The organism is Pseudomonas sp., from assembly GCF_036404235.1.
GTDB lineage: Bacteria > Pseudomonadota > Gammaproteobacteria > Pseudomonadales > Pseudomonadaceae > Aquipseudomonas.
In genome coordinates this window covers 68,803-91,062 of record NZ_DASWOT010000163.1, presented here as the reverse complement: position 1 = coordinate 91,062, position 22,260 = coordinate 68,803, and the positions used below count along the sequence as shown (strand labels likewise).

Sequence of the window (22,260 nt, the reverse complement as noted above, 5' to 3'; positions counted from 1 at the left end):
TCGCGGAGCGCATTGGCCCTTGGCAAAAAACCGACTTGCATTGCTCCTGCCACTGTTTGCCCTGCACGCTTGCGCCTCGACCAGCGCACCTTTGGGGCAGTCGAGCTTTGCCCAGTACCGCCAGCAAACCGTCGAATGGATGCAGCAACACCGCAGCTTTCAGACTCATGATCACCCAGCCGAACTTGAGTGGAACGCACCTCACGAATGGCGGCCAATGGGCCAGCCCAAAGGCGCAATACTACTGGTGCATGGGCTTGGCGACTCGCCATGGTCGTTTAATGACGTCGGTATGAAACTCGCAGCGCAAGGGTTTCTGGTACGCACGGTGCTATTGCCCGGACACGGCACACAGCCGTCGGACATGCTCGATGTAACACTTAAAGAGTGGCAGCAAGTGGTACGCGAACAGACCCGAATCCTGAGCCGCGAGGTGCCAAAAGTGTATCTGGGCGGGTTCTCAACGGGGGCCAATCTGGTACTGGATTACGCTTACGACCATGACCAAATCGCAGGCTTGGTGCTGTTTTCCCCGGCCTTTCGCCCGGACAATACCTACGCCTGGATTACCCAGTACATCGGCTGGTTTCGGCCGTGGCTGGCAAAACCCAACGACGGCATCCGACCGATGCAAACGCCAGTGCGTTACCTCAACGTACCCACCAATGGCTTCGCACAGTTTTATCGCAGCGCGTTGATGGCACAAAAACGCCTGACGCAGCGGGTCTACGACAAGCCAGTATTCATCGCCATCACCCAGCACGATTCGGTGCTAGACACGGCCTACGTGCTGGACAACTTCAATCAGCGCTTCAGTAACCCAGCCAGTCGCCTGATCTGGTATGGCGACAATCCTGCGCCTACCGCGACAACCTCGCGGGTATTAGTGCGCAACGACTACCTGCCGCAATACCGCATCGCGCAGTTTTCGCACATGGGGCTGATGTTTTCAGCGAATAACCCCTTGTATGGCACAGACGGCACCCAGCGCATCTGCTGGAACGGCCAGGACACCGTCGCCATGCACAAATGCCTGAACGGTGAACAAGTCTGGTATTCGGATTGGGGCCATCGCGAGCCGGGCAAAGTGTTCGCGCGCCTGACGTTCAACCCCTATTTCGACTGGCAATCGCAGGTGATGATGCAGGTCTTGAGTGATCCACAAGCGTTGGTTAAAAAAACCGCACCCGTCAGCCCGTAACCACGCCTCACCCACAACGACCCCCTCGTTTGTCGAAGCACGGTTTGCCCGCGAACGGGTCGAATCCGGTTTGCACGGCGCGTAATCCCTTGCGCGCCGTTTTTCTTTGCGCCGGTACTGCGTGCTAATGTGCCCGCATGTCACTGCCGCGAAGCCCATCATGCCCCTTCTTTCCCAGACCCACCCTCGCTTGTCCATTGCCGCAGCGCTGGGTGTTGTGGCCGGCATCGTCGCAGCCTTAATCGCCCCGAGCATCACGCTGACCAGCAAATGCCTGATCGCCTGGAACGTCGGTGTGTGGATCTATCTGGTGCTGATCATGCTGCGCACCTTTCGCTCCCAAGCCGAGGATGTCAAACGCATCGCCGAGATCGAAGACGAAAACGCCGGCCTGGTACTGTTCATGGTGTGCGTGGCGGCGATTGCCAGTCTGGCGGCCATCGTCCTGGAGCTGTCCGGCGCCAAAGCCATGGCCCCCTCAGACAAGGCCATGCACTACGCCTTCACCGGGCTGACCATCGTCGGGTCATGGCTGATAACCGGGGTGATTTTCAGCCTGCACTACGCGCGCTTGTTTTATACCTGGCGCGGTAAAGAACCGGCGCTGCGCTTCGCCGGGGGCGAACTGAACCCAGACTACTGGGACTTTCTGTACTTCTCGTTCACCCTCAGTGTCGCCGTGCAGACCTCAGATGTTGGCGTCGCCACCCGCGGGTTACGCAAAGTGGTGCTGGCGCAATCGCTGATCGGCTTTCTGTTCAACACGGCTATTCTTGGCTTCTCCATTAACATCGCCGCTGGACTGTTCGGCTGACGCACCACCTTTTAACCGGACAAACACACATGAAATCGCGCGGCCCCTTGTTTCCCTCGGCGCAGCCGGGGCGTAGTGTGGGCGCGACAAATCCAATGTATTCCTTGAATGAGGCCTACCCGAAATGACTCAGGATTCTGCGGTGAGAATTGCCGTACTTGATGACTGGCAGTCCGTCGCCAGCGATGTCGTGGACTGGACTGTGCTGGATTCGATCGGCGAAGTGAGTTTTCTGCACGAATTTCCTGCCGACACCGCGACCATGGTGGCGCGCCTGAAGGATTTCGACGTGATCTGCGTGATGCGTGAGCGCACGCTCTTCGATGAGCCGCTGCTCAGCCAATTGCCCAAGCTGAAATTGCTGGTCAGCGCAGGCATGCGCAACGCAGCGCTGGACCTGGCGGCCACAAAGCGTCTGGGCATTCAAGTCGCTGGCACCGAGAGTTACAAACATGCTGCGCCGGAGTTGACCTGGGCGCTGATCATGGCCGTGACGCGCAATATCGTTGAGGAAGCCAATTCATTGCGTGCCGGCAATTGGCAGGTCGACATCGGCAGTGATCTGTACGGCAAAACGCTGGGCATCGTTGGGCTGGGCAGTATCGGCCAGAGGGTCGCCAGGTACGCCCTTGCGTTCGACATGAAAGTCATCGCCTGGAGCGAAAACCTCACCGCCGAACGCGCTGCCGAACATGGCGTGACCTATGTCAGCAAGGCTGAGCTGTTCGAGCAGTCGGACATCGTTTCGGTGAACCTGGTGCTCAGCGATCGCAGTCGCGGTCTGGTGGACGCGCAATCGCTCAACCGGATGAAACCAACGGCCTATCTGATCAACACCGCACGCGGGCCGATTGTCGACGAAGACGCATTGGTCGAGTTGCTCAAGCAGAAGAAAATCGCTGGTGCCGCGCTGGATGTGTTCGCCCAGGAGCCATTACCGGCAGACCACCCTTTGCGCTCGCTGCCGAACCTGCTGGCTACCCCGCACGTGGGTTATGTGACGGAAAATAACTACCGGATGTTCTTTACTCAGATGATCGAAGACATACAGGCGTGGCATGCCGGTTCACCGATTCGGTTGTTTGCTTAACGGGTTGACCACACCCTCAGGGTAAACGCAGACCTTGTTTTTTTTGTCGTTGCCATCATTTCCTCAAGGACCTTTGATGATGCCTACATCGCTTTCCCTTTTACCCTCGAACCCGCGCAGTGCCCTGCTGGTCATCGACATGCAGTACGACTTCATGCCCGGGGGCGCACTGGCGGTGGCCGAAGGTGATGCGCTGGTGCCATTGATCAATCGCCTCGGCGCACGCTTTCGCAACGTAGTAATCACCCAGGATTGGCACCCGACCGGGCATATCTCCTTCGCGTCCAGCCATGCGGGTCGTGCGCCGTTCGACAGCATCACCCTGCCCTACGGTCCGCAGACGCTTTGGCCTGACCATTGCGTTCAGGCTACCCATGGCGCCGAGCTGCACGCCGATTTACACCTGCCTCATGCGCAGTTGATCCTGCGCAAAGGCTGTAATACCGGGATCGACAGCTACTCGGCGTTCGTCGAAGGTGATCGCACGACACACACAGGTTTGGCGGGGTATCTCAAGGAGCGCGGCATCGACAGTGTATTCATGGTCGGCCTGGCGCTGGATTTCTGCGTGGCCTGGTCGGCGCTGGATGCACGGACAGCCGGGTTCAATACGTGGGTGATCGAGGATGCCTGCCGAGCGATTGATCTGGGTGGATCGCTCGACAAGGCATGGAAAGAGATGCTGGCCGCTGGGGTTGGTCGGATCGACAGCGCGGGGTTGCTGTAACAGCCTTGCGTTAACAAATCACCTGTCAACGCCGCTTATCCAGCACGCACACAATCCTGTAGATACTCGGGTCCCGGTCAAGCTTTCGGCAGGTGCTTTTTGCTGAAAAGCGTGGCCGTATCAAATGCTTCACCGCTGTGCAGGGTGTATGCCTTCAATGTGGCGGGCAGGAGTGCGGCTTGCCCCGCGACCTGGCGCGCAGCGGCAGTAAACCCGGTGTGCGCGGTTTGCCTGTCACACCGCGGGTGCAGGTTTTACGACGGATTCCCCGCCGCTCGCGGGCAAGCCCGGCGCCTACGCCGTCAATGTGGTGCATCAGGCAGGACGCTTCGCGAACAAGTTCGCTTACAGGTCGTTCGCCTTACTCGCAATTGGCGAAGACTCAAATCTTGCGAGGCGTGCCATCGTATGACGGATCAGCGCTTTCCAACGGCGAAATCACTCAGTGTCTCGCCCTCCATCCGATACCGCACCCACTCATCCTGCGGTTCGGCGCCAATAGACTTATAGAAGTCGATGGCCGGCTGATTCCAGTCCAGCACGCTCCACTCTAAACGCCCACAACCGCTATTGACGGCGATGTTCGCCAAATGCCGCAACAACCGCTTGCCTGCGCCAACACCGCGATGCTGCTGCGAGACGTACAAGTCCTCCAAATACACCCCCTTGCGCCCCAGCCAGGTGGAATAGCTGAGGAAGTACACGGCAAAACCGATGGGCTCATCGTTTAACAAACACATCAATGCCTTGGCCGGTGAGTCGGCTTCGTCAAACAAACTGCGCTCGATATCGGCAATGCTGGCCAACACCTCATGCTCGGCTTTTTCGTAGATCGCCAGTTCAGTGATGAAACCAAGAATCACGGCGGCATCGGCCCTGGTCGCGTCACGAATATGAAGGGTCACGCGTGCTCTCCTGTGTGAGATCGAAACGGCATCGTCCAACAGCGAACGACCCAGCACCGATTGTGTCTCAAGCAACAGCCCGGCGCAGCATTGAATACGCGACGCCACCCTCTTCGTTCACGACCAGCGTTAAGGAATGCCCATGGAGCATCAGGAACAAGACGGCAAGACCCCCGGACTCACCGCCAAGGAAGAACGGGACATCGACGAAAATCAACCGCCGCGGGCCGCCGTGCTGCACGAAACCATTCGTGCCCAGGGTGATCAGGAACTCGAACGCAGCGTGACCGCGCTCTGGTGGTCGGCATTGGCCGCCGGTTTGACCATGGGATTGTCGTTGATGGCCATGGGGCTGCTCAATTCAAGGCTGCCAGACGGTGAAGGCTTCAAGGCCATCGCCAGCCTGGGTTACTGCGCGGGCTTTCTGGCGGTGATTCTGGCGCGGCAACAACTGTTCACTGAAAACACCCTGACGGCAGTGTTGCCGGTCATGACCAAGTTCACCCTGAGCAACATCGGCCGTCTGTTTCGACTGTGGACCGTGGTGCTGGTCGGCAACCTGTGTGGCACGCTGCTGGTGGCGTACGTGATGCTGCATTTGCCGATTTTCGATAGCAAGACTGATCTGGCCTTTCTGCAAATCGGCCGCAAGATCATGGAAAACGACATCGGCACCATGTTCTCCAAGGGCATTATTTCCGGCTGGATGATCGCCACCATGGTGTGGATGATTGCCTCGATGGAGAGCGCCAAGGTCGCAATCATCGTGATGATCACCTACCTGATGGCGCTGGGGGATTTCACTCACATCGTCGTAGGCTCGGCGGAAGTCTCCTACCTGGTGTTCGCCGGAGAGCTGGCGTGGAAGGATTTCTGGCTGGTCTTCGCCGGCCCCACCCTGGCCGGCAACATCATTGGCGGCAGCTTTATCTTTGCCTTGATCAGCCACGCGCAGATCCGCAGCGAAAGCAGCACGCCGAAGAGGGAAAAAAACAGTCCCGACAAAAAAAACCCGACCGAAAAGGAACACTTACCCCAGCAGTAACGCCAACCGCCTCTGTAGGAGCGAATTTATTCGCGAGGCGTCGGGCCTGAATCGACGCCTCAATTTCTCGCCAACACGTTCGCTCCTGCAGGGCTAAAACCACGACAGCACTCCCTTCTTAAACTTTTTTTCAGGAATCCTCGCGACTTTTAAAGGCAAAATACCGCCTCCAGTCGCAATTGCTTCAGGCACCCCAATGACCCGAATTCTGACGATCGAAGACGATGCCGTAACGGCGAAGGAAATCGTGGCCGAGTTAAGCAGCCATGGTCTTCAAGTGGACTGGGTCGATAACGGCCGCGAAGGCTTGGTACGCGCGGTCAGTGGCGATTACGACCTGATCACCCTGGACCGCATGCTGCCCGAAGTGGATGGCTTGGCCATTGTCACGACGATGCGTGCGCTGGGGATTTCCACGCCGATCCTGATGATCAGTGCCCTGTCGGACGTCGATGAGCGCGTACGTGGCCTGCGCGCTGGCGGCGACGACTACCTGTCAAAGCCGTTCGCATCCGATGAAATGGCCGCCCGGGTCGAAGTGTTACTGCGTCGCAGCAACCCCGGCACCCAGGCCGAAACCATGCTCCGGGTCGCCGATCTGGAGTTGAACCTGATCACCCGCGAGGCCAGTCGTGCCGCACAACCGCTGAACCTGCTGCCCACCGAATACAAGTTGCTGGAATTCCTCATGCGCAACAGCGGACAGATCATCACCCGCATGATGATTTTCGAGGAAGTCTGGGGTTATCACTTTGATCCCGGCACCAACCTTATCGACGTACACATTGGTCGCTTGCGCAAGAAAATCGATCCCCCTACCCTGACGCCCCTGATTCGAACCGTTCGAGGCTCAGGATATGTCATTGCCGAACCCGTCTAAGGGCTGGCGTTCTTCCAGCAGCCGCCTGCTGGCGCTCTACAGTTTCTTGTTCGTGGCCTGGAGCAGCATCCTCATGGGGGTGCTGTACTGGGAAGTCACCAGCTACCTGAACACCCTCGCCCGCCATTCATTGATGCAGCGCCAGCAGCTGTTTTCGCGCTTTCAAGGCGTACAGCTCGATGATGCGCTGGCCAACAGCGACAAATTCGACATGCGCTCGGTGGACGCCTACGGCCTGTTCGACAAGGATCTGCACCCCATCAGCGGACCCATCCGCGCGCTGCCCGACGGCCTACAGTTGAACGGGCAGATTCAGGAGCTGGACACCTGCATCGAATCCGATGACCCGGACCTGCCACGGGCCAGTTGTGATGCGGTGGCGATTCATACCCTGGATAACCGTTGGCTGATCCTGGTGCGCGACAACGGCTCGCTATTTGCCGTCACCACTTTGATTTTGCGCGCCTTGCTGTGGGGCGTTTCGCTGACGATTCTTCCAGGCATCGCCGGCTGGCACCTGTTGCGTCGCCGTCCGTTGCAGCGCATTCGCGCAATTCAGGCCAGCGCCGAGGCCATCGTCACCGGCGACCTGACCCGACGTCTGCCGGTGTCTGACCGACGCGACGAACTGGACATGCTGGCGGACATCGTCAACGCCATGCTCGATCGAATCGAGCGGCTGATGAACGAGGTCAAGGGCGTGTGCGACAACATCGCCCATGACCTGCGCACGCCCCTGACTCGTCTGCGGGCGCAGCTGTATCGCATCCAACAACAGTCAGCCGAAGATTCACCGCAAGGCAAGCAAATGGCCCAGGTGATCGCCGACGCCGACACCCTGATGGCGCGCTTTCGTGGGCTGCTGCGGATTTCCGAGCTGGAGGACCACCAACGCCGGTCGGCCTTTGATCGACTCGACCCGCGCCTGCTGCTGCAAGAGCTTTATGACTTTTACCTGCCCCTGGCCGAAGAAGGTCGTGTGTCACTGGAGCTGAAAATAGCCGAGGACTTGCCACCACTCGTGGGGGATCGGGCCTTGCTGTTCGAGGCGCTGTCGAACCTGCTGAGTAACTCGATCAAATTCACCCCGCCCGGTGGCAACGTCACAATGATCGCCCGCGCCGAAGCCGACGCGACCTTCATCGAAGTTCAGGACACCGGCCCCGGCATCCCCACCGCCGAACGCGAAGCGGTGTTCAAACGCTTCTACCGCAGCGAAAGCGGCAATCAGCAAAGCGGGTTCGGCCTGGGCCTGTCCATCGTCGCGGCCATCGTTAACCTGCACGGTTTCAAACTGCATATCGGCACCAGCCCCTCCGGCGGCGCGAGTCTGGTACTGGAGTGTCGGCAGGTACTGGCGCTGGGTTGAAAAAACCGTTTTACCCGGCAAAACCCTGACGCCACAGTTACGTACACCCAATCACTTTTTATATTTTTACCCCGCATCGCAAAGCGTATTTATTAGCCTACGCTGCTCATACTCATTCCATGCGGGGGTATGTTCCTGATGAATTCAAAACAAAAGTCGACCCGGTATTGGTCGCTAAGCATGACGACACTGCTAATAGCCGGTTGTAATACGTCCCAGCCCAAAGATGACACATTGATAAAAAACGGCACCCTGATTAATCATGGGAGTTATTACTCGCCGGCGCATCTCAAAACACTTTTCCCGAACGAGCGCGAGACGGCCCTGCGTCCAGGCAGCCCACAACTGGGGGTCGCCTTAGCGGGAGGTGGAACAAAAGCAGCGGGGTTCGCGATGGGGGTCCTTCAGGGGCTAACCACCTCAGAACTGATGCCTAAGGTCGATATTATCTCGACTGTATCAGGCGGGGGATATGCGGGTTATTGGTACTTTTCTCGAATAGCACGTGACACCCGTGAAAATACTAACGGTCAAAAAATTTACGACCCCAACGATACGAAACGTTTTTTTGCGGACTGCCTACCTGCAAAGTATCAAAAGTATGCATCTGCTACCTACCCTTCTCCTCCGCCATGCCCGGCAGGTAACAATTATGCCAACTATTTAGGTGATGAATCGACCCGTCTGCAAAGAGCCGGCTTAGATAATGATCCGTACCGTTATCAAAACTACCTCCGGGCCTATCAGGATCTATTTAGCACAGGCTATAGCCTTTCAGGCGGGTACGCTTTTAATTACCAGCCTACAACCGCGGACAATCAAATCAACGGTGAGATCCCTGAACAACTGGTATTGACGACCGGCGCCATGGTTTTAAATATCTTGCCAAATTTTATTTTCGATTGGGAAATAAACGTATCGCCTACCCGCGCAGCCTATGCAAAAGGCATTGCGCGTACCTACGGAGCCACGCCTCCCTCTTGCAACGGTAACGGGTGTCGAACGCAATGGTTCACGGGAAATTACATTCGTAAAGAAGGCGACATCGCCAAAGCCAAGACCTTATCGTTTGACGATCTGAGAAGCGCCTATGAAGCGAAGCGTGCGCCGCTTTGGATTATAAATACGACCGCCGGGGAAGACCGCTCGGTATTCGACAAGGGTAAGCAGAAAGACATACGTTTCACCTCATTCGAATTTACACCTTATGGATATGGGTCTGGCCTATACGGTTATAGGTCTGGACAACTTGACGGCATCACGCCGACTGAAGCGACTGTCTCCGCTGCCGCCTTTTTTGATGACCAACAAAAAACAACGAGTTCGCCTCCTGTCCGTAATTTATTTGCGGCACTCATGAAGATCTCTACGTTCAGTTGGGGTACGTCCTACAGAAACCCAAACATCGGCGATACCAGTTACTACAGCCATAAATTTCTCCCTTTTCCACTGTATTACGGACAGCGATTTAAAGACACAAGTCAATCCAGCTACATCCACCTGTCCGACGGCGGCCAGTCTGAGAACCTGGGCGTTTATGCGTTGATTCGACGAGGCGTACCGCAAATAATCATCGCCGATCACGCACAAGACCGAGCGGGGCAAATGGTGGATATTTGCAGAGTAAAACTTCAAATAAAAGACCAAAAACTGGACTTACGACTGCCAGGGCTACAAGACCTTGATCAGCAATGCGCAGACTTGAGTAATAAAAAAGAGGACAGCCAAGGTTATGACGTTTTCAACTGGCGTCATCCGGTCTTGCTGGGTTGTATCGTGGACAGTTCTACCCGCTCTAAAGATTGCACCCCGCCAACCGCAGAGGGTTCGGACAAAAATAGCTATTACGCCAGAGTTTTTGTCATTAAACCCTCGCTGGGGAGTAAAGCAGTCGCCAACTCAATTATTGGCATCAATAAATCCTGCGCCCAGAACGATAGCCAGTGTGTCAAAGCCGTCAGCGAAGCGTGCAGCACATCCTTCAGCGATAAAAGCCCGATGTGGGATAACGCCCCGCCTGCTTCTTGCGAACTGTATGGTTTCATAGCGAACAATGGACTCGCAAGCAGTGCAATCAGTAAAGATGGTTGCCCTGAATTCCCACAATACGGGACGGTGAATATGACCGTGGACTCGTCCCCCTGGATGTATGGAGCAACCCGCGATCTAGCAGCCTATTACTCAAGCCGAGTTAACTGGTTTTTCGAAAACGGGAAAGATATAGATGCAGGTAGATTCAAAGAAGAAATAGAATTCCAAACCAACAATGTCATTGCGCGGCAAAAGGTTGCCATCGATGAATTACTTTACACATCCAAGGCCGGTACACCAACGCAATGTTTTGGCCGTAACCAAACCCTGCTGTGAGCAAAGGTCATTTATTCATACACTTGCAGCCTTGACGCAAGTTAACTTAAAAAAAGCCCATGACATTAACCATGGGCTCAACGAAGACCGTTCAAGGGAGCGTTCTGTTAACCGGGCATGCAGGTGAAATCGTGGCTGTGGCCCAGTTGTTTGCCTTGGGCGTCTTCGAGTTTGACGCGGTATTCCTCGCCGATGCTGGATTCGATCAGCGTGTAGTGTTGGCCCGCCTTGAACGAGCTGAAGGTGATGCCTGTTTCACAATTGATTGGGTTGTCATCACCATTGCCTTCGACAATCAGATTCAGATCCAGTGTGTGCGAACCGGGTTTCACGTCGAAATAGCGGCCGTCGTCCAGGCGTTTGCCGTCCAGGCTTTGAGCCATCAGCGTGGCGGACGGCTCTTCCTGCAGACCGATCCAGGCCTCGTTCGGATCGGCTTTGGGCATCGGCCCGGCACAGGCGCAGAGCAAAGCCACCAGACCTGACAGCGGCAGCATCAATAGGGATTTGGCTTTCATGATACGAACCTCGGCACGTTGAAAAAGCCCCGGGATGCAGGACGGTTTTCGATGTGCCAAGCGTGCGCGGGTTACGGGTAAACAACAAATGAATACCCCGTGAAAACTCCTTGTGCACGGGGCTAACTATTTTAACCGGCCTTACCAGACCAGGTGAGGCCGGCGATTTCTTCGATCTAAAGAAACCAAAAAATATTTAACCAGCCGGTGTTACCGATCAGGCGACGCCTGAATAGTCCGGCAACCTACCCACAAACACCCACCTCCGGTACCAGGCGGATATCGACACGCCGGTTAGCCGCTCGCCCGGCATCGGTCTCGTTGCTGGCGATGGGTTGGCTGGCTGCGACACCCTGGACAGCAAAGCAACTGTCGGGGATATCGCCCATGCGTTGCATCCAGTCCCGCACTATGGCAGCACGAGCTTGTGACAATTGCAGATTCTGCCCGGCATCGCCCGTGGTATCGGAGTGCCCGGTGATGACAATCAGCCAATCCGGTCGGGCCTTGATCTCGGCCAAAGCATTGATCAGTAATCGGGTCGAACCTGGCTTGAGCTCGACGCTGCCTGCATCGAACAGCCTTAAGTTGTCCAGTTGCACGGGCTCGGGAATCTTCTCCCGCTGAAAAATGCTCGCCTGACGATACACACCCTCGCTCTCAGGCCCCACCAACCCGCCCCACCAGCCTAATCCGCAGGCCAATAGAATGACTGCCGCTGTGGCGCAAAGCCAAGCGCCGATACGCCGCTTCCTGGGTTTGAACGCTGCGAGTGGCGGCGGGCTTGGCAGGATCACCACTGGCGGCATAAAGGTCGGTTCTGGCCCTCTCATCCTCGGCGGCGTGGTTTCAATTGGGGCACTGGTTCGCTGCAAACGCTGGATCAGGTTGCCGACCTGCTGACGCAGCACCTCGAGCATGACGAGCGGCACCTGAGCCTGGCGATTCAATTGTTCACTCAACCGTTCCAGCCCGGCATCCAGTTGGAGCAGTGCCGGCAGACTCCAGACCTGTATCTCCAGCCTACGTAATAGCGGCTGCAATTGAGCGAACAACCAGGCCAGGATATCCAGGCGCGCTGACGCCATGGCGGGCCACAAGCGCGGCCATTCACCGACCAGTGCTTCTATCAGCGCCACACCGCCCGCCATGCCGGCCAGGCCATCGCGTTGACTGCGGGCCAGTGTGTAGGCAGCCACGGTTTGCAGTTCCGCTCCGTTCTTGTTGAACAGTGTCAGGCACAGTTGCTCAATCTTGATCCAGTCCACATCGGGGCACGCCGGGTGGCTCAACTTGGCCAGCTCATCGCCCAGCGCCTGGAACTCACTGAAACCGCGCGGATCACCACCCACCCGAACACGCATTTCAAACAACGTCGACATCCCTTCCATTACGACCTTCCTGGTTTCGACAGGTAATTCTGCCGCTTCAAATGACGCACCAGCACCTTGCCCTCAGGGTTCATGCTCGTGCCAAAAGTAACCCGCTGGCCGCCTTTGAGCTGCATGTCCAAGGCGTACTCCAGATGCCCCGGCAAGGTTTGCGGCAGCAACTCGATGCTGACCGCCTCCAGGCGCGGTTCGTACTTGAGCAATGTCGTGGTCATGGTGGTCATCAGATCGTGCGCCGTGGCGGGCAGTCCTTGCAGAACAACGCTCATATCGGTCAACCCGTAATCCGGCAGATGGCTGAGCGCGCCAGCCCGGCTGTTGAGGATGCGTTGCATGTTGTCCAGCACCGATAAAGTGTGCTGGTCCTCCTCATTGACTTGACACAGATCCAACTCGCCATCGAAGTTCTGCAGGAGCGTTTCGTAGAGCGAAGGATTGAACTCGGTCATCCTCACTCCTTGACCAAAGTTCGCAGGGTCAGTCGGTTATCGCCCAGCTCGATCAGGCGTGCGCGGTCCGGGTCCAGGTCATCACGCGTCAATGTCAGGCGCCAGGTATCGGCCTGAATGTCGGGTTGACGGAACAACCCCACCACCGCGACGAACCGGGCATCCTTGTCCATGGGCACGCTCAGTTGCACCCCTTCGCCCGGTTTCACCAGCAGGGCTCGCATGTCCAACAAATCACTGTTGAGCTTACTGTCATCATTGTTCAACAGGCTGTCGTAACTCGCCCTCTCTATCGCTCGGCTGTCGCGCAATTGGTAGACCCGCACCAAGGTCGGCACCGACAAGGCGTTCATATCCACCTCATCCGTGTTCATTGCCACCCGGCTGCTCACGTCCAGATGCAGGGTGTTGATCTGCTTGTAGAAAACCGCTTTGGCGACTGATGTCGTGCTGTCGGCGACGGTTTGGGTCAACCCACAGCCGCCAAGCAACACAGTGAGCGCAGCCAGCATCAGTGGATTAAAAACGGTAGGTGACATGGTGTATTTCTCTGTCGTGAGGATTGCAGTGCAGGCCTTGATAGCGGCCCAGATTGATCGTGATGGTGTCGTCTTCCTGTCGGGCATCGACGCCCAGCCCCAGCGCAGCGGTCATGCCAAGCATGACCGGCGTATGCCCCAGCACCGGCTTGGGCAAGCTGCGCACCGGTAGCGACAATTGCAGTTTCGCGGTGCAACGCCAGCCCAGGTACACACGCAGCAACACCAGCAGGTCGGTGTGCAGTTGGGCACCCGGCAACCAACCCCGTGCCTCGCCCTGATCCTCGGTAAACAGTGCCAGTTGCAATTGGCTGTTGGCATCGTGTCCGACACCACCCAGCGGCATGCCTTGGGACAAGCTCACCGGGCGGCACGCGGACAAACTGGCGGGGTGTGCGAGCGGGATTCTCTGCGGCCAGTGCGGTATTACCCGTGCCTGGGTATTGGGCGCCAACAGCTTGACCAGCGCGACAATGCCTTCGGCGTTGCGGGTCGGCAGGCGCATCACGCTGAGCAGCGCCAGGAAGCGCGACATCGGCGTAGCGATCTGCTTGGCAGTGCCCGGAATCCCCAGACCGATCAGCCCTAACAGGCACTGCGAGGTCGCATCGCTGCCGCCAGGTTCGAACGTTGCCGGGTACGAATACTTGCGCCAGATACGGTAGAACTGGGTAAAGATTCGATGGTTGAAGATATCGAGAAACCCCTCCAGCGCCTCATGTCCCTCCCGACGCTGGGCAATATCATCCAGATAAGCTGTCGGCAGGGGCGAATCGACACCGTACAAGCCAAGCAAACGCGTGCGCACCGTCGCTGGTTTGTGCGGATGCTCCCCGTCGATCTCGATAGCCTTCAATTCGCTGGCAGGAAAGCCCATGCCGGGGTCGGGTCGAAAGCGCACCGGATCATCCGCCGGGCTCGCCGTGCTACCCAAGGGCGGATGATCGGGCAAGGACTGCTCCAGCAACTGGCAAAAGCGATACAGATTGGCCTCGGCCACCCGCCCCTCCAGCGCCTCCAGTAAACCGCCGGTCTTCAACCGGGAATTCGCTGACTGTGGTTCTCGTTCCATCGCAGGCACTTTCCAGTTGGTTGCAGGATCAACGTGAGTTGGTTGAACAGGTGAATGTCGGCGTACAAGCCGAAGAAACGGTGAAGCATCTCGCCGAACAGGCTGATATCGCCTTCACCGCAAAAGCCATTGGCGTCCAGGGTGACTTCGATATCCACCCCGCGTAGCAGAAAGCCTTTCTCGAAACGCTGGACCAGGTGATGGCGAACTTCGACTATCGCCTCCAGGCGACGCCGGTTCAGTTCTGTGCCCGCCCAGTCGTATAACGCCAACGTGCCACGCAGCACCTCGGCGCTGTCCAGCATTGGCAGGAAGTTCGAGCCCAGATGGCTGAGCACGCGCCAATGAAACCGATCACGATTCGGCGGATAGCACGGCAAAGTCGGGGCGCACAGGTTGCGCACGCGCAAGCCGGTCTGGGTGGATTGCACCACCGTATCGAGCAACGTGCTTTGCAGGGCCTTGCGTGGGAGTTGGCCGTTGGTGCCGGTCAACTGCAATGACAGGCTGGTTTTCTGCTGCAATCGATCATCGTCGAAACCTTCGCCTCCAAGGACCAGCCACATGTCATGCAAACCATTGGCGCCGCGCTTCAAACGGGTATGGAAATAACGCTCCGGCGCCTCGTCACGCAGCATGCCGCCCTTGTGCCGAAAGCTGGTGAACGGCACATAGTCCTCGCGCTCGGCATTCTTCAATGCCGTAACCCGATCCACCGCATAAATCTCGGTATGACCGTCTTGCAGACGCTTGGGCCGCAGCAGATAGTCGGTTTGCAAGGGATCCAGCGTCATCGGGTCAGCATCCAGCGAGAACAGATTGATCACCGGAACGGCGTGCAGGCAAAGGTGCTCGGCTTTCAGATCAAATTCGTGGGGCCATGACTGACGCAAGACCACGTCGAGCTCAAACCACGGCATGGCGGGTTCAATGCTCATCTGCTCCAGTCCACGGAGGGTCACGAACATGAACTTCTCGCGAAAGGTGAAATACTCCAGCAGCAACTGATAGCCGCTAAAAGCACTGTCTCCCTTGGGCCACAGGCGATCGTCATCCGTGAACCCCTTGGGCGAAAAATAACCGTCCAGGGCATGGCGCCCCGACTGCCCTGGCAGACGCACATAGAGCGCCTGCGTGTTGAGGGTCAGCGCCTGATGCAGCGCATTGGCCAACGGCGCATCGGCATTCAGGTACAGCGCAATGCTGCTCAGGTCAATCTGGCTCCAGTCCGTCAACGCGCCACGGGAAAAACGCAGCCGCAACACAGAGCGACCATCCGGCTCGTGGGCCAGCCGCAGAGAATCCAGCGCGAGCGGCAGCAGCGTCAGGTCCTGGGTGGTGGTGTAGCTGCATCGGGTACGTTGCGGCCCAATGGGCTGCGACAGCACTTCGAAGCCCTTGCCGATCACCTCACTGCGCTTCATCTGGTCAAGCTCAGGGACCAACTCGACAATCGAGAGCGATGGAATGGTGCGCAGATAATGCGGCCATAGCAGGCTGACCAGGCCTTCGGTCAGCTCCGGCAGGTCATCGTCGAGCTTCTCGCGCAGCCGCCCCATCAAGAATGCAAAGCCTTCGAACAGCCGCTCCACATAAGGATCTTGCGCCCCCGGCTTGTCCAGGTTCAGTTGTGCCGCCCGGTCCGGAAAGGCTTCGGCGAACTCTTTGCCGGCCTCGCGCAGATAGCGCATCTCGGCGTCGAAGTAACGCAGGGTCAGGTTGTCGGTACTCATGAAAGGAATCCTGATAAATAGGGTTTAGCCGCAGAGCACTGCGGCGCGTACCGGGTCAAGGGCGACCAGCGCAGCCAAGAGTTCTTCCATCCGCCGGGCCAGGGAGGTTTTGTCGGCATCGGTGCGCTGGGCTTTCACGCGCAGCAACTTGAGCAGGCGCGCCTTGACCTCGAAATTCAGCTCCGGCTCCCATTGGGCGAGTGCCTGGCGTTGCGCCGTGGCATCCAGTTCGCCCAGCAGATGCACGGCCAGATCGCTCTTGCCGTATTGCTCGGCGACTCGGGCCATCAACAGGCGCAGCAGCCAGCGCTGCCGCCCGGTCTCGACGCCGGGCCGCGCGGCCAGCCAGGCCAGTGCTGCTTCGACGCCGTCGCTGTCGGCCTGGGCCAGCGCTTCGCTTTCCAGTGAGAGGATGTCGCTATCACCTGCGCTCGTCACTACAGCCGTAGGGGCAGGCAACCATTGCTGAGGGCGATTGCCGCTGACGTGCTGGGAGATCCATTCGCGCGTGGTTTCGTCAGCGAATGGGCTGCCATCGCTCCAACACAACGTTTCCAGCTCCGGCAGACGCTCCAGGAACATGCCCAAATCGCGCTTGGCAATATCGGCCCAGCCGTCTTGAGGCGGGGGTTGTTTGCTCAATGCCTGATACAAATACCACTGCAAATCCAGCCAGAAATGGTTCACGCCCTCGGCATACATCCGTTCGATCTGATCGAGCAACTCACCCCAGCTTTGTTGCAGATACAGCCGCTTGAGCTGTACCCGATAGTCACCACGCGGAGGATCCAGACGCGTTTTGCCGCTGGCGTCCTGAAGCGGCGGCTGATGCACGGTGTCCCAACGCAGGCTCTTCATCAGCCGGTGGGCGGCCAGCCAGCCCTGAGGTTGCTCGCGCAGATAACCCGCTAGGGTTCGGCCGCTATCCAACAGATCGCGTCCGGACCTTATGTTCGCGGCAGGCGGCGCAGCCGATTGCGCGCCCGACTCATGATGGGCACTTTTTTGCGGTACCAGTGCATCCACCCCACCGGACTGCGCCAACCGGGCGGATAGCGCGCCATATAGCGCACCCAAGGCCGGACGTTGATCCTGTGGCCAACCTTCCAGGCCATGTTCCAGCCAGGCCAGCGCCGCCACCGTGCGTTCAGTCTCACTCCTCACCACTTCGGGATACAGCGACAGACTGTCCAGCACTTTGCTGCTGGCCAACCACTCCAGCGCCATCTTGCGGCTGTTGGGCCTCACCGGCAGCACATCGCCGGTATAACGCGCAACCAAGGCTGCCAGCAGACTCAGGCCGTCGGCCAACCCCGCCTCACCGTCTTTGTGCAAGCGTGCCCACAAGTAATAGGTCGCCACCCGCAAATCCTTGCAGCTGTGTTTGAGCAGTTTCTCCGCCAACTGCACGACCTGATCGGCATCCGCGCCGGACAATTTATTGACCTCTTCACGCATGCGCTGGAAGTCATCGTCGTAACCAGGGTCCTGCCCCACTGGGCAATCCCCGCTGATAGGCATCAACCAATCCGACCAGCTCGCCGACTGCTCACGGGCAAGCGCCAAAGCATCGCGCTCGCCCAAACACAGCGTGACCAAACTGTGCAGGCTCATTCATAACCTCCGTTCTGCGCATAGGGCTCGGCTGCCCCACCACCTTCGAGAAAAATCTGCTTGGGCAACTTGAAGCCGCGCAACTTGAGCAACGCCAGCGGCCCGGCATCCAGTTCGGTGCGCAGGTGCCAGGTCAGGTTCAGGCCATCAGGGGCCTTGATTTCCAGGCGGTAGCGGCTGTCGCCGTCGTCCAGGGGCGTGGCCTGGGCTTTTTCCAGCAGGCGGATCAAGCCCCAAGTGCCCGAGTAGTCGGCGTATAGGCGTTCGCTGGCGATGACGCTGGTCCAGGTCAGGGTGACGCCCGGATGGTCGCTACGGCCCGGCCAGTCGAAGCGTTGCCATTTTTCCCGTTGGTTGAAGTAGTGGTGCTTTTCACCGTTGAGGATGAAGGTGGTGTCGACAATGTCGCGTACCGCCTTGCCTTGCAGTTCGAAGCTCAGGCCCATGCCGCCGTCGGTGTAGAGCACGTCGGCCAGTTGGCTGAGTTGGTTGATCGCCGCAAGAAACTGTGGGTTGAAGCGCAGGCCCTGGCTGTGCCGGGGATCGGCCACCCAGCGGCTGCCTTCCTTGCGCAGGACACCGCCCAGTTGGCTGTGCAGAAACTGCTCGATGCGCCCGGACTCGGCGCGGATCATCTGCCCGAGCATGGGCAACGACGCATCGCTGCCGGTGGCGGCGAACGGGTAGCGGCTGGCGAAGGCGCTGTCCCAGGGGTTGACCACCGCGCGTTGCCACTGGCTGTTGAGGCCCTGCGCCGACGGTTGCAAAACCTGTTGCCAGGCCTGGTCCAGCGGCTGCACGAACAGGGTCTGACCGATCCCGGCCCAGTCGGCGCCGAGGCTGGCGGCGAGCAGGCTGCCATAGGCCTGGGTCTCGGTGAGGTCGGCGCTCTTGCCTTCGAATACGGTCTGCGCCAGGGCCTGGGTCATGGCCTGGGGGTCGGCGGCGCTGCTGACTTGTTGCAGCTTCAGGCGCACGCGGGTGACCCGGGTCAAAAAGGCCTGCAGGCTCAGGCTGTCGTTGGTGTTCTTGCCTTCGGGGTCTTTGCCCAGCAGGCTCAGCAACGGGCCGAAGGTCGGGTCCAGGGGACTGGCAGGCAGTTGCGTCAGTTGATCAATCAGCGGCGCCTTGTCCTGGCCGATCAGCTTTTGCGCCGAGTCAATCAATGAGTCAGCCAACGCCTGTGTGCGCGTCCCGGCCTTGCCCTGCCAGGCCAGGGTATTCATCAAGGCGATCAGCGGCGACTGGCGCACGTCGCTCATCAGGGTCAACTGGTCGATCACGTCGCCCAGGGCATTGGCGCGGTGCCAGCGCAGGCTGTTGAGGAAGTCCAGCCAGGCGTCGCTGTAGTCCTGAAAGTACAACGCCGTCAGGCGTTCCTTGAGGGCGTCCGGGGTCAGCTCGTTGGCGATCTCGGTGCGGCTGTCGCTGAGCACCCAGTCGATTTCCTCACGGCGCGCCTTGGCGATGTCATCGATGGCCTGGCGCACCTGACCTTCCCAGGCCTGCCGGGTAAACACCCCCGGCACCGTGGCTGTGGTGGAAAACAGCGTCCAGGCCTCGGTGTCGCCGACCATCTGCCGCAGGTCCAGATCCGGGTACTGATGGGCCGCAGCGTCGAGCACCTTGCGGTATTGGCTGGCGACCGCATTGCGCTGGCCCATCTGCCCCAGCAGCACCTGACGGACCTGCGCGACCAGTGCCGGGTCGGCCGTGATGCGCCAGGCCGGGTGGGCGGCCAGTTGTTCGGCATAGAACTGCCACAGCATGGGCATCACGCCATCGCGCACGGGGGCGGCATTGGCCAGGGCCTTGACCAGAAAAGCCGTGTCGGCCTTTTCCGGGCGGGCCATCATGAGGTAAGCCTTGAGCGGCTCATACGCCTTGCGCGCCGCGTCGGCCCGCTCCGGGCTGCCGGGCTCGAGTGCCACTAACGCCCGCAGTTGCGCCTGCAAAAACGCCGCCACCGGGTCACGGACCAGCCGCTGATTGGCCTCGACATAACGCGGCCACAGGGCGTCAAGCAGTGCGTCATTGCGGTTCAGGCCAAAGCGCTGATACCACGGCGCGCCGTGCTGGGCGCGGTAATCCAGACGGCCGAGTTCACGGGCCAGTTCGTTGAGGGCCAGCAGTTGCTGATCCGTGTTGCCCGGTTGCTGCACAGTGGCCAGTGAGGTTTGTAGATGGCTGATCTGTGCGCGGTTGCTGGTGAAGGACAGCAGCAGGCCGGCCCCCCAGAGCAAGGCCAGGGTCATGATCGCGGCATAAGCGATGCGTGGGGCGGGCCAGCCCAAACGGCGAGCGCGTACATTCTTGTCATCGACGACACCCTGCCACGCCGGGTCCAGCGGCCAATGGGAGGCCGACTGGCTTTCAGGCCGGATCAACGGTGGGCTGAACCACAGTCCGCGCAGCGGCAGACCACGGGCCGAACCACCCAACAAGGGCGCCAACGCCCGACGCCAGCGGGCGATACCCTCGACATGCAAATCACGGGATAGGCGCAACAGAAAGTCATGGGGAATATTCTCGAACACTTGCGCCCAACCGTGCTGGCGCAGAGGTTGCACCAGCTCCTCCAGGCGGGTCTGCACCTGCGCAGCGCTCAGGCGCGGCGACAAACCAACGCCAACCGGCTGGGTCTGGCGCTCGGTTTGCGGCCATGTACTGGCGCAAACCTGCCACAGGTGCAGCGGCAACTGCCAACCCAGACCACGAGCCCGCTGCTTGAGCTGGGTCACACCAGCACTCATCGCCGCCGTGTTGGCGCTCTGGTCTTTGTCCAGCGCCCACACCACGCCGTCCAGGCCCCGCCAACGACACAGCCCGCGGCACTGTTCAATCAGCGGCTCATTGAGCTTGCCTTGCACACTGCCACCCCACAGCAGCAACGTGCCCTGCACGTCCAGCCACTGTTGCTCGACCGTCAGGCCGGGGGCAATGGCTTCGATCTGCGCGGGTTCGCCGACGATCAGCAGCAGGCGGGTCTGGCGGCGCCAGAAGAAGCCGTAGTGTTCGCGAAGGTGCCCTTTACATGTGTCCAGAACACCAGGATCAGTCTTGTTGTGAACTAAATCACTGCGCGGAATGCCAGCTTGTTTCTTCCAGAATGAAAGAAAGTCCATGGCCCCCAACGTTCTATCAACCAGCCCACCGATACTTTCAATAAACAGAAATGCCAGGCAAACAAGCAATAACCCAGCCGACAACTTGAATCTATCGGCCGCGTATTCCTGCGGAAATATCGGGTTATCGATCCAAATAAATATCCCGCCAATAACCAGCAGGCAAAGCACTAAAACCCATCCACTGGTACGCATCTTTTGCACAATCAATCCCTCCCTTCAGCGTTGCAAACCGGTTGAATAACGCAGGCTTGCGGCGAAGCGTCCTGCAACATCAACAGTTGCGCCTGACCTTCAATCGCGGCGTTTTCACTGGCGATAATCAACGCCATGTTGCCCACCGCACACCCTGGTAAACCCAACGAGCCATCCAGCGAGTGACAGCGGGCGCTATCAAGCGAACGCCCGGCAGCCTTCATCGCGACCGTTACATCAGCTCGCAATTCACTGGGTAACTGGGTTTGCCAGGTAAAAAATTCGTTGTTCTCAGCGGCGACCTGCCCCCAAAAAAGCGCGTCCAGCACACCGCCCGCTGGCTCAGTCATCGGCACAGGCCGGTGAACCCAGGCTATTGGCGTCAAACGCTGCTTTGCGCGCCTGTCAGGTTGCGCCAGTAATACTGCCGAGATTGATTCGGCATGCTCCGCGACAGGATCCAGGAACAGATTGAACTCTAGCGACAGCAGCAACTGATCTGGCTCATGCTCATCCAGCCAGGTATCCAACCAGAGAAGACCGTCGTCCTGCGTGGCAAAAACCACTTGATCAGCAGACTGCTCACTACCTCGACAAGAGCGCCATAACGACAGGACCTGCTCATCGCCAAGCACCTGGTTATGTCGGATGCGAACGCACAAAGGTCTATTGCGCCTATAGCGCTCCATCTCCGGTTCAAGACCGCGCATCACCTGCTGCAAAGAGGTCGTCAGCCGCTGTGTGTATTCGTCCTCGGTATAAAGACTCGCTGAAGGCTCCAGTTGACTTAAACGCAGTGTTTGCGCTTTCGACTTGATATAAACCGGGTGCAAGGGCTTACTGCCCCGCAGCAGCGCCTGAGCGATCAGGTTATAACCGGCCCCGCAGCAATAGGACGTGGCCAATAACGCAATGGCACGCTGGCCTTTTTTAATAAGCACTTGCTCTTGCTCTGCATGAGTCTGGTTCCAGCTATCCAGATACTCGCAACGCCTCTCATAGATCAGTCGGCGCAATGCATAAAGCGCCAGCCCCGACATCAAGGGCAGTACCAGCGCACAACACCAGAACCACGGCGAGAGTCGCCAGCTATCGCCCGGCCATAACAAAACGACCAGAGCGCCCACCAGCAACGAACACAGAAGAACGATCAGACACCAGCGCCAGGCATGAGGTGGCTGAGGTAGCGCGCGTTTCTCTGGCAAGGCTTTGAGGTCGACAGGCAC

18 protein-coding genes are annotated in these 22,260 nt (G+C 58.7%); 8 read left to right on the top strand and 10 right to left on the bottom strand.

Going from position 1 to position 22,260, the window contains the following annotated elements:
* Positions 1–19 precede the first annotated feature (19 nt).
* From VGC62_RS20745 to pncA, 4 genes are all read left to right on the top strand, one after another.
* Positions 20–1,201, top strand: a complete 1,182-nt coding sequence (locus tag VGC62_RS20745; RefSeq protein WP_331188949.1) for an alpha/beta hydrolase — start codon at positions 20–22, stop codon at positions 1,199–1,201.
* 160 nt (positions 1,202–1,361) lie between these two features.
* Entirely contained in the window at positions 1,362–2,015 is a 654-nt protein-coding gene (locus tag VGC62_RS20740; protein WP_331188948.1) for a DUF1345 domain-containing protein, read from the top strand.
* A gap of 124 nt (positions 2,016–2,139) precedes the next feature.
* On the top strand, positions 2,140–3,105 hold the full coding sequence (locus VGC62_RS20735; RefSeq protein ID WP_331188947.1) for a D-2-hydroxyacid dehydrogenase family protein: 966 nt from the start codon (positions 2,140–2,142) through the stop codon (positions 3,103–3,105).
* 79 nt (positions 3,106–3,184) lie between these two features.
* Positions 3,185–3,832: a bifunctional nicotinamidase/pyrazinamidase gene (gene pncA, locus VGC62_RS20730; protein ID WP_331188960.1), complete on the top strand. Its 648-nt coding sequence runs from the start codon at positions 3,185–3,187 to the stop codon at positions 3,830–3,832.
* A 416-nt stretch (positions 3,833–4,248) separates the two neighbouring features.
* On the opposite strand, the gene VGC62_RS20725 is transcribed toward pncA, so the two are convergent.
* The gene (locus tag VGC62_RS20725) at positions 4,249–4,737 is read right to left on the bottom strand and encodes a GNAT family N-acetyltransferase (protein ID WP_331188946.1); all 489 of its coding nucleotides are present in this window, start codon (positions 4,735–4,737) and stop codon (positions 4,249–4,251) included.
* 142 nt (positions 4,738–4,879) lie between these two features.
* Between VGC62_RS20725 and VGC62_RS20720 the strand changes: the two genes are divergently transcribed.
* From VGC62_RS20720 to VGC62_RS20705, 4 genes are all read left to right on the top strand, one after another.
* Positions 4,880–5,782, top strand: a complete 903-nt coding sequence (locus VGC62_RS20720) for a formate/nitrite transporter family protein (RefSeq protein ID WP_331188945.1) — start codon at positions 4,880–4,882, stop codon at positions 5,780–5,782.
* Between the two features lie 196 nt (positions 5,783–5,978).
* Positions 5,979–6,662 (top strand): response regulator transcription factor, encoded by a 684-nt coding sequence (locus VGC62_RS20715; protein ID WP_331188944.1) that lies wholly within the window; start codon positions 5,979–5,981, stop codon positions 6,660–6,662.
* Entirely contained in the window at positions 6,640–8,031 is a 1,392-nt protein-coding gene (locus VGC62_RS20710; RefSeq protein WP_331188943.1) for a HAMP domain-containing sensor histidine kinase, read from the top strand. The genes VGC62_RS20715 and VGC62_RS20710 overlap by 23 nt, the downstream gene beginning before the upstream one ends.
* 180 nt (positions 8,032–8,211) lie before the next feature.
* Entirely contained in the window at positions 8,212–10,398 is a 2,187-nt protein-coding gene (locus tag VGC62_RS20705; RefSeq protein WP_331188942.1) for a patatin-like phospholipase family protein, read from the top strand.
* Positions 10,399–10,505: 107 nt separating this feature from the next.
* Here the strand turns inward: VGC62_RS20705 and VGC62_RS20700 are convergent, their stop codons facing one another.
* The 9 genes from VGC62_RS20700 to VGC62_RS20660 all read right to left on the bottom strand — a co-directional run bounded on the left by VGC62_RS20700 (position 10,506) and on the right by VGC62_RS20660 (position 22,260).
* Entirely contained in the window at positions 10,506–10,916 is a 411-nt protein-coding gene (locus VGC62_RS20700) for a hypothetical protein (RefSeq protein WP_331188941.1), read from the bottom strand.
* A gap of 245 nt (positions 10,917–11,161) precedes the next feature.
* Complete coding sequence (locus tag VGC62_RS20695) at positions 11,162–12,307, bottom strand: OmpA family protein (protein ID WP_331188940.1); 1,146 nt, start codon at positions 12,305–12,307, stop codon at positions 11,162–11,164.
* Complete coding sequence (gene tssE, locus VGC62_RS20690; RefSeq protein ID WP_331188939.1) at positions 12,307–12,756, bottom strand: type VI secretion system baseplate subunit TssE; 450 nt, start codon at positions 12,754–12,756, stop codon at positions 12,307–12,309. The genes VGC62_RS20695 and tssE overlap by 1 nt, the downstream gene beginning before the upstream one ends.
* Positions 12,757–12,758: 2 nt before the next feature.
* Positions 12,759–13,295 carry a type VI secretion system lipoprotein TssJ gene (gene tssJ, locus VGC62_RS20685; RefSeq protein ID WP_331188938.1) on the bottom strand — a complete coding sequence of 179 codons (537 nt, stop codon included), beginning with the start codon at positions 13,293–13,295 and terminating at the stop codon, positions 12,759–12,761.
* The gene (gene tssG / locus VGC62_RS20680) at positions 13,276–14,367 is read right to left on the bottom strand and encodes a type VI secretion system baseplate subunit TssG (protein WP_331188937.1); all 1,092 of its coding nucleotides are present in this window, start codon (positions 14,365–14,367) and stop codon (positions 13,276–13,278) included. The genes tssJ and tssG overlap by 20 nt, the downstream gene beginning before the upstream one ends.
* A complete protein-coding gene (gene tssF / locus VGC62_RS20675; RefSeq protein ID WP_331188936.1) occupies positions 14,331–16,100 on the bottom strand; it encodes a type VI secretion system baseplate subunit TssF in 1,770 nt (589 codons plus the stop codon). Before tssF ends, tssG begins: the two co-directional genes overlap by 37 nt.
* A 24-nt stretch (positions 16,101–16,124) precedes the next feature.
* The gene (gene tssA / locus VGC62_RS20670) at positions 16,125–17,714 is read right to left on the bottom strand and encodes a type VI secretion system protein TssA (RefSeq protein WP_331188935.1); all 1,590 of its coding nucleotides are present in this window, start codon (positions 17,712–17,714) and stop codon (positions 16,125–16,127) included.
* A complete protein-coding gene (locus tag VGC62_RS20665) occupies positions 17,711–21,034 on the bottom strand; it encodes an ImcF-related family protein (protein WP_331188959.1) in 3,324 nt (1,107 codons plus the stop codon). Before VGC62_RS20665 ends, tssA begins: the two co-directional genes overlap by 4 nt.
* Positions 21,035–21,045: 11 nt before the next feature.
* Positions 21,046–22,260: a hypothetical protein gene (locus tag VGC62_RS20660; protein WP_331188934.1), complete on the bottom strand. Its 1,215-nt coding sequence runs from the start codon at positions 22,258–22,260 to the stop codon at positions 21,046–21,048.

Excerpts from the sequence above, each read along its gene's own strand:
- VGC62_RS20695 (WP_331188940.1), bottom strand. The coding sequence starts at position 12,307 with ATGGAAGGGATGTCGACGTTGTTTGAAATGCGTGTTCGGGTGGGTGGT.
- VGC62_RS20740 (WP_331188948.1), top strand. The coding sequence starts at position 1,362 with ATGCCCCTTCTTTCCCAGACCCACCCTCGCTTGTCCATTGCCGCAGCG.
- tssG (WP_331188937.1), bottom strand. The coding sequence starts at position 14,367 with ATGGAACGAGAACCACAGTCAGCGAATTCCCGGTTGAAGACCGGCGGT.
- VGC62_RS20735 (WP_331188947.1), top strand. The coding sequence starts at position 2,140 with ATGACTCAGGATTCTGCGGTGAGAATTGCCGTACTTGATGACTGGCAG.
- tssA (WP_331188935.1), bottom strand. The coding sequence starts at position 17,714 with ATGAGCCTGCACAGTTTGGTCACGCTGTGTTTGGGCGAGCGCGATGCT.
- tssE (WP_331188939.1), bottom strand. The coding sequence starts at position 12,756 with ATGACCGAGTTCAATCCTTCGCTCTACGAAACGCTCCTGCAGAACTTC.
- VGC62_RS20705 (WP_331188942.1), top strand. The coding sequence starts at position 8,212 with ATGACGACACTGCTAATAGCCGGTTGTAATACGTCCCAGCCCAAAGAT.
- VGC62_RS20715 (WP_331188944.1), top strand. The coding sequence starts at position 5,979 with ATGACCCGAATTCTGACGATCGAAGACGATGCCGTAACGGCGAAGGAA.
- VGC62_RS20720 (WP_331188945.1), top strand. The coding sequence starts at position 4,880 with ATGGAGCATCAGGAACAAGACGGCAAGACCCCCGGACTCACCGCCAAG.
- VGC62_RS20700 (WP_331188941.1), bottom strand. The coding sequence starts at position 10,916 with ATGAAAGCCAAATCCCTATTGATGCTGCCGCTGTCAGGTCTGGTGGCT.
- tssJ (WP_331188938.1), bottom strand. The coding sequence starts at position 13,295 with ATGTCACCTACCGTTTTTAATCCACTGATGCTGGCTGCGCTCACTGTG.
- pncA (WP_331188960.1), top strand. The coding sequence starts at position 3,185 with ATGCCTACATCGCTTTCCCTTTTACCCTCGAACCCGCGCAGTGCCCTG.
- tssF (WP_331188936.1), bottom strand. The coding sequence starts at position 16,100 with ATGAGTACCGACAACCTGACCCTGCGTTACTTCGACGCCGAGATGCGC.
- VGC62_RS20665 (WP_331188959.1), bottom strand. The coding sequence starts at position 21,034 with ATGCGTACCAGTGGATGGGTTTTAGTGCTTTGCCTGCTGGTTATTGGC.
- VGC62_RS20710 (WP_331188943.1), top strand. The coding sequence starts at position 6,640 with ATGTCATTGCCGAACCCGTCTAAGGGCTGGCGTTCTTCCAGCAGCCGC.